General features: G+C 36.6%; 14 protein-coding genes. 11 read left to right on the top strand and 3 right to left on the bottom strand.

What is annotated here, in order from left to right; all coding sequences use genetic code 11:
• Nucleotides 1-152 precede the first annotated feature (152 nt).
• The 10 genes from G3O08_RS19645 (at nt 153) to G3O08_RS19600 (ending at nt 9,709) form a co-directional block, all read left to right on the top strand.
• On the top strand, nt 153-1,547 hold the full coding sequence (locus tag G3O08_RS19645; RefSeq protein ID WP_163287155.1) for a T9SS type A sorting domain-containing protein: 1,395 nt from the start codon (nt 153-155) through the stop codon (nt 1,545-1,547).
• Between the two features lie 220 nt (nt 1,548-1,767).
• Nucleotides 1,768-2,793 carry a glycoside hydrolase family 16 protein gene (locus G3O08_RS19640; protein ID WP_163287154.1) on the top strand — a complete coding sequence of 342 codons (1,026 nt, stop codon included), beginning with the start codon at nt 1,768-1,770 and terminating at the stop codon, nt 2,791-2,793.
• 11 nt (nt 2,794-2,804) lie between these two features.
• Nucleotides 2,805-3,194 (top strand): hypothetical protein, encoded by a 390-nt coding sequence (locus G3O08_RS19635; RefSeq protein ID WP_163287153.1) that lies wholly within the window; start codon nt 2,805-2,807, stop codon nt 3,192-3,194.
• Between the two features lie 22 nt (nt 3,195-3,216).
• On the top strand, nt 3,217-4,182 hold the full coding sequence (locus G3O08_RS19630; protein ID WP_163287152.1) for a tail fiber domain-containing protein: 966 nt from the start codon (nt 3,217-3,219) through the stop codon (nt 4,180-4,182).
• Between the two features lie 218 nt (nt 4,183-4,400).
• On the top strand, nt 4,401-5,600 hold the full coding sequence (locus G3O08_RS19625) for a T9SS type A sorting domain-containing protein (protein ID WP_163287151.1): 1,200 nt from the start codon (nt 4,401-4,403) through the stop codon (nt 5,598-5,600).
• 292 nt (nt 5,601-5,892) lie between these two features.
• Nucleotides 5,893-6,528: a hypothetical protein gene (locus tag G3O08_RS19620; protein ID WP_147088555.1), complete on the top strand. Its 636-nt coding sequence runs from the start codon at nt 5,893-5,895 to the stop codon at nt 6,526-6,528.
• A gap of 168 nt (nt 6,529-6,696) precedes the next feature.
• Entirely contained in the window at nt 6,697-7,305 is a 609-nt protein-coding gene (locus G3O08_RS19615) for a hypothetical protein (protein ID WP_163287150.1), read from the top strand.
• A gap of 1 nt (nt 7,306) precedes the next feature.
• Nucleotides 7,307-7,600, top strand: a complete 294-nt coding sequence (locus G3O08_RS19610) for a hypothetical protein (RefSeq protein ID WP_163287149.1) — start codon at nt 7,307-7,309, stop codon at nt 7,598-7,600.
• Between the two features lie 260 nt (nt 7,601-7,860).
• Complete coding sequence (locus tag G3O08_RS19605) at nt 7,861-8,835, top strand: hypothetical protein (RefSeq protein ID WP_163287148.1); 975 nt, start codon at nt 7,861-7,863, stop codon at nt 8,833-8,835.
• A 166-nt stretch (nt 8,836-9,001) separates the two neighbouring features.
• On the top strand, nt 9,002-9,709 hold the full coding sequence (locus G3O08_RS19600; protein ID WP_163287147.1) for a DUF6624 domain-containing protein: 708 nt from the start codon (nt 9,002-9,004) through the stop codon (nt 9,707-9,709).
• A gap of 307 nt (nt 9,710-10,016) precedes the next feature.
• Here G3O08_RS19600 and G3O08_RS21600 read toward each other — a convergent pair whose 3' ends face one another.
• The 3 genes from G3O08_RS21600 to G3O08_RS21360 are packed head-to-tail and all read right to left on the bottom strand — an operon-like array spanning nt 10,017 to nt 11,279.
• Nucleotides 10,017-10,577, bottom strand: a complete 561-nt coding sequence (locus tag G3O08_RS21600) for a group II intron maturase-specific domain-containing protein (RefSeq protein ID WP_262888994.1) — start codon at nt 10,575-10,577, stop codon at nt 10,017-10,019.
• Nucleotides 10,513-11,007 carry a reverse transcriptase domain-containing protein gene (locus tag G3O08_RS21365; protein WP_262888993.1) on the bottom strand — a complete coding sequence of 165 codons (495 nt, stop codon included), beginning with the start codon at nt 11,005-11,007 and terminating at the stop codon, nt 10,513-10,515. The genes G3O08_RS21600 and G3O08_RS21365 overlap by 65 nt, the downstream gene beginning before the upstream one ends.
• Before the next feature lie 59 nt (nt 11,008-11,066).
• Entirely contained in the window at nt 11,067-11,279 is a 213-nt protein-coding gene (locus G3O08_RS21360; protein ID WP_239541368.1) for a hypothetical protein, read from the bottom strand.
• Between the two features lie 684 nt (nt 11,280-11,963).
• On the opposite strand from G3O08_RS21360, the gene G3O08_RS19590 reads away from it, so the two are divergent.
• Entirely contained in the window at nt 11,964-12,359 is a 396-nt protein-coding gene (locus G3O08_RS19590) for an outer membrane protein assembly factor BamE (RefSeq protein WP_163287146.1), read from the top strand.
• Nucleotides 12,360-12,780: the final 421 nt, after the last annotated feature.

Here is a 12,780-nt window from a genome sequence, read left to right as displayed (position 1 = left end):
ACCCCCAACATTATATTCACGTAATGCGGGCTGAACGTCTAAAAATGAATATCTTTCAAGCAACAAAGATTACGGTATATTGAAAGTAAGTACTTCGAAAACCCGCACTACGCTAATACATGCCGTTATCGGTAATGCTAAAACAAAAACAAATGGAAAATATTCTGAGAAAGCCAATCTTGCTTTTACTCACATTAGTATTGAGCATTCAATGCTATGGACAAATTTCATTTCAGAAAACGTTTTGGAATCCCGACACGATCACAAATCACCGTGGGTTTTCTGTAGTACAATTGTCTGACGAAGGATACGCTATTGCTGGGGCGAGTGGTGGATTCGGAATACTAAAGCGCACAGATAAATATGGGAATGAATTGTGGACAAACTATTATTCAGTACAGGAACAAGATGACTTAGCATTCAGTAACATTCAAAAAACGATGGATGGAAATTTGATCGTTACGGGTGTTGTTAACTTCGGTTTCTCAGACAGCAGGTATTACGACGCTTATCTGGCAAAAATAGACACATTAGGAAATGTGTTGTGGCAAAAAAACTATGGCGGTAATTATCGTCAATGGACAAGAAGCGTAAAGGAAACTACAGATAATGGATTTATCCTTGGAGGATACAATGAAATAAATGGATCGGCATCATCTATTTCATTCTACTTAGTTAGAACGAATGTCCTCGGAGATACACTATGGACGCGATCATATGATATTGGATATCAACAAAGCGGAGAGGCGGTCGCGCAAACAACAGACAGCGGATTCGTAATTGTCGGTAACAGTCACTTTACTTCGGGTGTTGCCTTGGTGATTAAAACGGACAGTAACGGAGATACATTATGGACAAAATATTTAACAGACATAAGCACATCAGGAGCTTATGATGTAACAAACGCAAACAATGGAAACATAATAATAAGCGGATTTTCGCAATTAAACATAAACGGATGTTCGCAACCCTTTTTAATGGAAATTGACTTAAACGGGAACATGATTTGGTATGCGCTATACCAAGATGGACCTTGCGGTTGGTCATACGCTGTTACCAAAACCAATGATAATGGTTACGCCCTCTTTGGAATGGATAATAATTCTGATGGATACTTGATAAAAACTGATAGTGTTGGAAGCCAGCAATGGTATAGGAAATTTGATGAAAATTCATTCGTGTCGGGTTATGACATAAGGCAAACATCAGACAATGGGTTTATTATGACTGGAACTACTGGTAATACGAACATAAATGTTTTGCTAATAAAAACTAATGATAGCGGTGATGTGGTAAGCACAAGCGAAATTGAAAGTAAGCAAGGTATTGTTATTTTCCCCAACCCGACAAATGATAATATTACAATTCAAATTCCCGAATATTTTCAAGTAGATTATCTGCGAGTTTACAATAATCTTGGACAGCAACTATTGCAAAAAGAAATAAAAGATCAACATCGGATAAATCTTAATACTTCAGTCCTTCCAAGCGGGATATATTACATAAAAATAGGAAGTCTAATGACAAAGAAAATAATCAAATATTAAAACATATACCGATAACATTGTATAAGAGATAATGGGGCTGAACGTCTAAAAATGAGCATTCTTCAATCAACAAACATTACGGTATATTGAAAATGAATTGTTCCAAAATCCCCACTACTCTTATACTTGCCGTTAGCAAACATAAAAAGAAAAAAGCTGCGGTAAGATTGGCAATCTAAAGTGACAAAAGAATATTGAAAAATCTTAAAAAACCAATAACATGAAAAAGACAATTTTATTTTTTCCTTTGCTTGTCTGTTTGTGGTCATATGGACAAACACCTTCAAACGACCCTCATTGGCAACTCGTTTGGCAAGATCAATTTAACTTTTTTGATAATAGTAAGTGGGTTAAGGCTAATTATGCCACCCATATAGGCACCGAACCACCATTTGAACCGCAAATTTATCTTAGCTCAAACGTATATACATCTAATGGAAATTTGGTTATTAGAGTTAATAACAATCCTGTAATTTGCCCACCGAATCCAATTCAAACAACATGGGCTTGCGGATTAGCAAATCCCGGTCAATCATATCCATATAATTCTGGATGGGTGGAAACATCGGATAACTTTAATACTCAATTTGGATATATTGAAGCACGAATCAAACTACCCTACAGAGATGGGTTTTGGCCGGCATTCTGGACATGGCGTGGTCGTGGAGTTACAACCACAAATGAAGCAGAAATAGACATATTTGAAATGGTTGGTCATAAGCCAGCTAATATTGTAGGCACGAATATTCACACCTATTATGGTGATGGAAATATATTCGGGCAAGACTTAATTCCTACAGGTTATAGTTATGGCAATACTTGGCACACCTACGGAATTGAATGGTCACCAAGTAAAATTATTTGGTATATTGATGGTTCACCTGCAAGAGTTTTTCCAAATCATGGTATTATAGATCCAGTCCGGACTATTCTAAATTTGGCAATAGAGCCTGGATACCCACCGCCTACTGCGCCTACATTTACAGATCATATGTATGTTGATTATGTCAAGGTTTATGAACTAAATAAAGATTGTAATACGAATATAAGTTTTTGCAATTATAACTTTGGATTGTACGATAATAAAGTAAGAAAAAACATCACAATTGGAAATGGAACGTGCGCAAATGCTTTATATGTCGGGCAAAATGTATATTTAAGAGCTTCCGAAGGCGTTTTTATAAATGGAGATTTCACCGTTCCCTTAGGTTCCGAACTATATATTGATGTAAACGCTTGCTATTAATCCCAGAATACATGAAAACAAATATTTTATTTATCACCAGCATCTTTATAATAATTTTTGCGACGAGTTGTAATAAAGAAAAACCAAGTAATGGGGATTATTATGGAACATTTACATACAATAATCCATCAGGCATAATTAAAACTGCAGAAATCGAAATTACTGAATCTTCTAAAAATAAAATAGTAATCAATGGCTCTGAATTAGAAAAAGATGGAAAGAAGATTGAAGGTAAAATAGAAAATATCTCTTTTTCTCAGTTTGGCGTAGATATAAATGGCGAATGGTCTCACAAATTATTTAGTAAGAATTACAAAATTGAAGGAACATTTACTGAAGATTATTATCAAGGCGGTAATGCATATCAAAACTCAGGAACATTTAAAATCACTTCCTATTAAAATTATAAAAAAATCAGAAATTATGAACGCAAAATCAATTTTACTTTCGACAATATTTGCAATTTTCACATTATCCACTTTTGCTCAATTAAAAGTTGATCGATATGGAAGGATAGGAATGGGTACGAACTGGCCCAATCCTGGATATAAATGTCATATTAAAGGAAACTTACTTTTAACAACTTATCCTGCATCCCCATTTGTAGAGTTTCAGTTCAAGGTTCAGCCCGGTTGGGCAATTCTTGGAACAAATGTTGATCACATCGCTGCTTGGTCACCTTGGGTTAACTTCAATAAGCTATATGCCGAACAATACTATAGATTGTCAGATGCCAGTTTCAAGCTAAATAAGGCTGCGATTGATTCTCCAATGAGAAAATTATCAGAATTAAAACCATACAAATATGATATGATTGACCGATATATTACAGAAAGCGGTGATTCGCTTCAACGAACATTACCTCAGTACGGATTTATTTCACAGGAAGTAGAACAATCATTACCTGAAATAAAAATTACTGATGACGCACAAGAAGGTAAATTAATGGACTATGATCAAATAATTCCATTGCTCGTTGCTGGCATCCAAGAGCAGCAAAAGAGCGTCAGGGCACTCGAAGCCCAGATTGCAAAGCTTATGGCAACGAATCAAAGCAGTTCTTCAAATTCAAGCCTGAATGGAAGTGGTATTAATAATGGAAGCGAAAGCAATAACTCAATGGATTTATGTAAACTATTTTCTTGTTCACCAAATCCATTCAGTACAACTACGCAGATATCTTATTACTTGAACTCGACGGTAATCCATGCGGAGTTACGAGTTTATGACATGCAGGGAATTGAAAGAACGGTGATTAATCTGGATACGAACCAAGGCAATTCCTATGTGAATCTCCAAGCTCAAGATTTACCCGTAAATGGAACTTATATCTACGCACTCTTTGTTGACAGCCAAATAGTCGACGCTAAAACAGTTATCAAGCAATAAAGCATACGTTTGCCAACATTATATAAACGTAATGGGGCTTAATCTCTAAAAATGAACATCTTATAAGCAATAACCTTTACGGTAAATTGAAAGTATGTTCTTCGAAATGCCCCACTACGCTTATATTTACCGTTATCGGATATGCTATGACGACAATGCAAATTAATATCTTTACATAAAAATGAACGGATTAATTCACTAACTAAAATCATAAGACAATGAAAAAAATAATTTTAATTCTCATCATTCTGTCAACTAATAAATTGACATTTGGACAATGGAACCAATCTGATTTTGTTCCTACTGGGGGGCTTTATGAGGTAGATTTTCCTAGCGAAAATGCCGCTTATATTGTTGGCGATTTAGGTTTAGTGTATAAAAGCACTGACGAGGGGGCAACTTGGTCGCAAATTTATGATTTTGGACCTTTTACTAGTCCTAGTAATTTAAAATTCCTTAATGCCGACACGGGTTTTGTAAATATTTACGGAAATCATCAGAGGACTTTTGACGGTGGTGTTTCTTGGGCACAATTTGGAACATTTCCAAAATTAAAAATATTCCAAAACAATTTGTTTACTTCATACACCAGTAACGACACTACGTATATAAGTAAGTCAATTGATTTAGGAAATAGTTGGACAATACTTTTTCAAAATTATCAAGTCGGAAATCAACCATACATCTTATCCGTTGTTGACAATTCAAATACCTACTTTATTAATCCAAACGAATTAGACAGAGTGTATAAAACAACTGATGGATTTTTATACACTGACACCATCTTAATTACTACTGGTGACCTTGTTCTTCAAGAACAGTTTGATTTTAAAGATTTACAAAACGGGTATCATTATGGAAGTTGGGGAAGCCTATCCAACCCAACAAGAACTTGGAATACTGGAACTTTTTATTTCCCAATTGACCTTGATGGTTTTGGAGTTTTACCCGTATTAGATTTAGATTTTAATACATCAAAATTATACGCCAGTAGCTTATATGGTAAAATCTTTTACTCAATAAATAACGGGCAAAATTGGACAGAACAAACAACACCAATAAGCGACCCTATTCATTCAATATCATTCTTAAATGACAATAAAGGAATTGCCATTAGTGGAAATACAGTTATCTACACCAACAACGGTGGTATAGTTGGAGTTTCGGAAATAAATGATTTGACGTCATTCGCAAGTATTTATCCAAACCCAACAGTTGACATATTAACTATTCAGAATAATTCAACGAAACCAATACGATTTACACTTTACAATTCTTTAGGTGAACTTTTCATTGACAAAACACTATCAAACGAAACGAACACGATAAATATATCAACCTTTGCGAACGGAGTATATTTTTACAATTTAATTTTAGAAAATAATAATACTCAAAGTGGAAAAATAATTAAACAATGACGGCTCCGAAGACAGCACATCCGATAACAGCACCTAAAAAAAATGGCGGGGCGAGTGCAAATACAAACAGTTGTGCAACTAATAAAGTTTGGTGCGTATAGACAGTTTAGTGTTCCAAAACCGCCACTTCTTTTAGCTGCAAACCGTTGTATGCAATTAAAGACAGTACTTTATCTGTAATTATTAGAATGTTAAAAATTACGACTACAAAAACAAATAGTTATTCCCTAAATAGTTAAAAACCTTAATGATAAAATTAGAAAGTAAAAAGCTATACTGATAATATTGAATTATGAACAAATCTCAAAAATTAAATTCTGCTGCTACTTTGTATATCTTGATTACTTTAACAATGTTTTCATTACAAACATCCGTATTTGCCCAAGGAAACGAAAAACTTGATTATATAGTACTATATGTTGGAGATACTTTACATGGTAAAGTGCAATACATAGATGAAGGAATACCTCGAGAATTTTATAAAAAAATAAGGCTAACAACCAGTGACGGAAAAGGAAAAAAATACAAGAGGAAAAATGTTGCTTCCTTTAGAGTAACTAACATTACCTATGAAAGCTTTTGGCTAAGCCAAACGTCTCAAAGATTTAGTTTAGTCAACCCTAAATATAATATTGACCATAATAATGGCGAACAGTATTTCTTGAAAGTTGTAAGCAAAGGAAATCTTAACCACTACGAATTAGAATGGATTGAACAAGGAGATACGGCATTGAGGTCCATGGCTTTACTAAAAAAAGAAGAAGACCCTTTTTTCATTAGAGCAGATCAAGGAGTGATTAGATTGAAAAGAAAAGTGTTATTGGATTATTTTTCCAACTGCCCAAGAATCATAGAAGCAATTAATCAAAAACAAATAAAAGATGTTTGGCAGGTAGTTGATTTTTATAACAAGAATTGTATTGATTAACCTGTTGTAGTTGCAACTGCATACAACAATGTATATAAAAAATAGGCTAAATAGTAGTAAAATTAAGGCTTGTGGCTCGTATTAAACTTTGTGCTTAACCGAAAGTTTAGTGCTTCGAAATCGCCTACTTTTCATATACTAACCGTTGTAGAGCATTTGAAGAAACCTATGAACCAAGTTGAAAAACCGACAAACGAGCTTCTTGACATATACATTGAAAAGTTCAATAACGATAAAAGATACTTGCCAGCTGATAAAGCAATTAATAATTTATTTACGGCTTTTCCGAATAACAAAAAGCTTGAAGATATATTATTAAAGATTAGTGTTATCAATGATTTGTATAGCACAAATATTTTAGGAACTTTCAAAATGGCGGAGCATATCCAAAGTTTAGATATTGACCAAAAATTAAAACAAGGAAATCCCGAATTGGTAAATGAAATTGCCAAAGGACACGGAATTAGGACTAAAAAACATAATACGGAACTGAATTTTTATTCGTTCTCGACCAAATATTGTAATTGGCATAATCAAGAAAGCTATGCGATTTACGATAGTTTCGTTGATAAAGTACTAATGGCTTATAAACGGAAAGATAATTTCTCAAACTTTAAGCAAGCGGATTTAAAAGTATTTAGGAAATTTAAAAAAATAATAGATGATTTTGCGAAATTTTACGGATTAACGAAACATAACTTAAAGGAAATCGACAAATTTCTGTGGATTTACGGAAAGGAAAGATTCCCTACAAACTATACTAAAAAAAACAAATAAAATGGATAGAAGACAACCACAGATTAGACACGAAGAATTAATAGACTTATTGAATAAGTTTTCTCAATACAAAGATGAAAACGGGAAAGGAAGATGTAAGAAAATAAAGGAACAAATCGGTTCAAAAGATTTAGAAAAATTAGATGTTAATGATATAAATCTCGGAGTTGTTGCCTTGACTGACTTCTTTAATTTAAGCGGAGGCTCGATAAGTTCAATTAATTTATATAAGCTATTGCAAACCTACTTTTTAGACACTAAAAAAAGAGAAGAAATAAACGAAATTATACGCTGAAAAACGCTCTACAACAATGTATATAAAAAATAGGCGAGATAGTAGTGAATTCAAGGCTTGTGGCTCGAATCAAACTTTGTGCTTAACTGAAAGTTTCGTGCTTCATAGTCGCCTACTTTTCATATACTAACCGTTGTGAGCAATGTAAAAAAACACACATGAAACAAAAGACATTCATTCTTTCAATAGTAGTTGCTACCATTTTCATTGGGTGCAATAACGACAAGGATAAAAAAGTACAAATCAATCCTCTTGACGAATTGAAGCAAGTTGATAATTTGCTTTCAGAAATTGCAGAAAAGCCCGAAAAATTAACCGCACCTTCGGACAAAAAATCAACTGTTACAGGTGCAAAAGGAACGATTATTTATGTTGACCCAAATCAACTTGAAACAGTTGACGGTTCTCCACTTGGAGACGACATTCAAATTGAACTTTTGGAAATGACTGACAACTCAAGTATGCTTATGAACAATACTCAGACGGTTTCAAATGGACAAATTCTCGTAACAGGCGGTGCTTATTACCTGAATATGACTTCTGATGGAAATCAGCTTAGAATGAAGCAAGGAAAAGGACTTGAAGTTGAGTTTCCAAAGCTGACCGAAGATGAAATGGGACTTTTCCTTGGAGAAAGAGACAGCCTTGGCCAAATCAATTGGATTCAAGCAGAACAAAATTTTAACAGCAAAGACCTTGAAGTGCCTGAAGAACCAAAACCGAAAAAGACGACAAAGAAAGAAACCTACAGTGAAATTGATTTGATTTTAGGTTATATCGAAAATAAAGAAGTAGAACCTCTAACCAAGGAAGAAATTGAAGAGTATGAAAGGCAAAAAAGGGAATACGAAACCGCTTCCAAAACATATGAGTCGGTCGAACTAATGAATTTCGGTTGGATAAACTGTGATAGATTTTGGAATGACCCCAGTCCGAATACAGATATTCAATTATTAGTCAATAATGATTCACTATCGGGGGCAAGAATGTACGCAGTCTTTAGTGACATTAATAGTGTCGTGACAGCATATTATTGGCAAGGAATGCAAGACACCGCTTCGTTTAAGAATGTGCCAATAGGTAAGGATTTAACCATTATAGCTCTGTCAGCAAAGAATGAAACGCCATTTATTTTTGAAACGACCATTAATACTGCGACTGATAAACAAGTTCAAATCGAATTTATGGTAACAACTCAAGCGGAAATAAAGGAGAAAATGAAAGGAATGAATTGAAAAAACACTGCTCAACAGCATCTAAGAAAACATGGGGCGGACAGTGGTTTCCGCAAGGTTCGTTCTTCGTGGCTAACTTTGTCACGGGCTGACAGGAAAGTGCTCCGAAATGCCCCACGTTTCTTAGCTGCAAACCGTTATGGGCAATTAAAAAAACATTCACCAGATGAGAGTAATACCAGCACTACTCTGTTTAGCTTTAATCGTTGGCTGCGCTATTGATTTAAGAACAGAAGGAGATAAAAATTCTGTAACTCAAGATATCGACACTTTAGCTCTAGTGAACGAATTAGATAGCATTTTTGAGCTTGACCAAAGATACAGAGCCGAAATGCAATCCGTGCAAAATGAATTCGGTTGGAACTCTGATGAAATGAATGAACTTTGGACTAAACAGAACAGAATTGATAGCTCGAATCTTCAGAGAATTATTCAAGTTATTAAAGAAGTAGACGGTTATCCAGGTCAATCTCTAGTCGGGCATTCTGCTAGCAAAACAACCTTTTATGTTTTACAACATGCCCCTGATACCGTCCAGGAAGAATACTATCAAATGATTATTGACGCAGCAAAAAATAATGAATTAAAAAGAGGACTTGCAGCTATGTATCAAGACAGATATTTGATGCACAGGAATGAACCCCAGATATTCGGCACTCAAGTCAGAACAGAATATGATATTGATTCTTTAACAGGAGAAAAAACTGAAATATCATTTGTGTGGCCAATAGCTGATACGAATAACATAGATTCTTTAAGACTATGGAATGGTTTGTTAAATCTAGAAGATTATTTAAATAATTTTGGTATTAGCCGATGGGACTCAACATCTCACAAACTCAATGATTCAGAAAAAACTAAAAAAAGCCCATAATCGAGTAGACGGCCCCGCCAGCAATAGCTGACGGGGTGCGCCTCTCACACCACTGTACGTACGGTTCACGTATACAGCGGTTCGTTGCGTTGTGGAGCGATTTTATGGTGGAGTTCCGAAGCCGATAAGTATCCTCTACTACGTAGCCTTTCCAATGTAATTGTAGTGCCCAAGATAGGACTTTACTCATATCACTTTAATAAAAAGTAGGAATTCGTGAGGCCGCTGCGCTTAGTTGGGCTACTGCCCATCCACCCATTACTCATCAAACAATTAGATTTTGAAGGTATTCGTGAGATCGCTTGCGCTAAGTTCGCGTGCGACTCCATGCATAAGCCTGACCGGGTTTAATACCTAAACGTATTAGGTTTTTCCGTTTACGTTCGGGTCTTTTCCAGTGATGCCATATGCAGTAGCGCAGACGGTTGCGCAACCATCCCTCTACTTTGCGTAGCTTTTGATAAATATTAGCCATGCGGTAGTGGTTTACCCATCCCCGTATTACTTCGTTGAGACGTTTTATACGCTCATCAAAGCTCATGGGATTGGTCTTGCGCGTTAGGATTTTCAGCTTAGCTTTAAAGCTTTGCCAACCTTTTCTTGATACTACTAATTGGTATTTGCCGCGGTCGCCCTTACCGTAGGTAGGCACAAAGCTAAATCCCAAGAGCATAAAGTTTGTGGGTGTACGAAGTCCGCTTTTCTCACGGTTTATCGGAAGCTTCAACTTGTTCTTTAAGAACAAATATATGTCGTTACCGATCTGTTGTGCCGCAGTTTTGGTTTCGGCATAAATGCTAAAATCATCTGCGTAACGGATAAATCGCTGCCCTTTTCGCTCTAACTCTCTGTCTAATTCGTGCAACATAATGTTGCTCAAAAGTGGACTTAGCGGGCTGCCCTGCGGTATGCCTTTTACTCATGTCGAGTTTGTTTTTATAGGGAATTCGTGAGGGCTTCGCCGTTCTGCGTTTTACCAGCGTGCCCTTTAAAAGTATGGACGCGCGTAGCCATTTGCGGATAAGCCATAGCGTTTGGCGGCATTTAATTTTACGGTAAAGCAGCTCTAACAAATAGCAGTGGTCTACTTCATCAAAGAATGATTTGAGGTCGATGTCGACAATGTGTCGGCATCCCTCATGGATGTATTCCTGTGCTTTTTGTACAGCTTGGTGCAGGTTCTTGTTTGGTCTAAACCCGTAACTATTGGGTAAAAACTCTACTTCAAACCGCACTTGTATTACCTGTAAAACAGCTTGTTGTAGTAAGCGATCGGTTACAGTGGGAATACCCAGCAACCGTTTCTTACCATTGGCCTTGGGGATTTATTCGCTATCTGTTTATTTTTTGAAGGTGCTCATGAGAGCGCTTCGCTAAGTTCCACCCCCAGAATGGGTTGCACGCGATACGTCCCGTCTTCTACCTTTTTGATTAGATCCCTGTTGCCATATTGCAGCAGGGTGTCCAATTCGCTTACGGCCATACCATCTATGCCAGCAGAACCGCGGTTCTGCTGAACATGACGCTTGGCGCGCAAAAGGTTCTGACGTGTTAGTACCTGTGTTATCATTCTGTTTTATTAATCTTACTCTGTTCCGCTTAGGGCAAGGCTGGTAATGCCTCCTTGCTTAATTTGGAACAACGCAAAGGCCTGCCCCGCACTTGATGCGGGGTTCGGTCCTTCCCGCTTGTCGTGAGTCCTCCGCCTTTACCCTTGCGGTGACAGCTCGTATCCTTGCGGTACTATGACCTCTGCTGACTTCTCTGCTACATCAACTCGTGATCGCAGAGACCTCCCCTGGCGTTGCAGTGAGCCTGTCGAACTGTAAGGACATTATCCTTCCTTCGATTCCTGCCGCATCTACTACCGATAGTTTGTTGGTCACAGGCATTGTGAAGATGTGCTCACTTACCCACTATCAATAGCCTAATATGCGGTTTTCCCGATCCATCGGGATACCGAATTTTGCAGTCCTGCTTCCTTCACTCCTTGTTTCGCAACAAACGAGCTTGCAGCTTGCTAATCCCACTAACCAACTGTGGGATCAGGGACTTTCACCCTCTGGATAATTAAAGAACTTTTGTACTTTGCAGTACTGTTCTGCCCATGCAGGGCACACACATTTTATAAACGTAATGCGGGCTTTACGTCTAAAAATGAATATCTTTCAAGCAACAAACTTTACGGTTTATTGAAAGTAAGTGCTTCGAAAACCCGCACTACGCTTATATTGTCGTTGGCATCAAGTAAAAAATGAAGAGAAGACACTATCAAATAATAGCCATGGTACTTTTATTCCTAATCGGGGGGCTATTTTGGGGTGCGACAGCTGACCGTTTAAGAATTGATGGGATTTCAGGGGAAATTTGGGATTTTATTTATTCTACGGACACCAAATATGCAGACGGATATTCCGACAAACGTTTTAATGAAATAAAAATAGGGATGACGGAACAAGAAGTTCTTGACGTGCTTGGTGAGCCGCTGACTGAATGGAATCCGTATCAAAACACAAGATTTAAGGACAAGGCGAACTTCATTGGATTTCAATATAGCGTGAGTCCTTCAGACACACATTATAGACTCAGACAGGTGTATTTTAATAAAGGAGTAGTCGCAGAAAAAATTGGATATTTCTATGTGGATTAAAAATAAAGAAGACCAGATGCCAACATTATATAAGCGATAACGGGGTTTTACGTCTAAATACGAACATCCTGCAAGCAACAAACTTTATGGAAAATTGAAAATAACGGCTTCGAAAATCCCGCACTACGCTTATATTGCCGTTGGCAAACATGAAAAAGAAATAGCCCGAATTCAATAAATTAACATTCCAAATCTAATTTATGACACATTATTTAAGAAATGATACTAGAATTGGAATTATTAAAAACATCATCAATCCTTTTGAAAAACAGTTAGATAATATTAAAGAAATATCAATACTGTCCTAAACGATTTCAATTTGCATAAAAATAGCGGCTTCTACTGACTTCCCGGTCCAATATTCGCGTTTTTCAAAAAAGGACCCCCTGATACTTTTGATTTTGCGGTGGATCGTTACATT

The organism is Cryomorpha ignava, assembly GCF_010686655.1.
Lineage (GTDB): Bacteria > Bacteroidota > Bacteroidia > Flavobacteriales_D > Cryomorphaceae > Cryomorpha > Cryomorpha ignava.
This window is presented reverse-complemented; position numbering and strand designations above follow the sequence as displayed.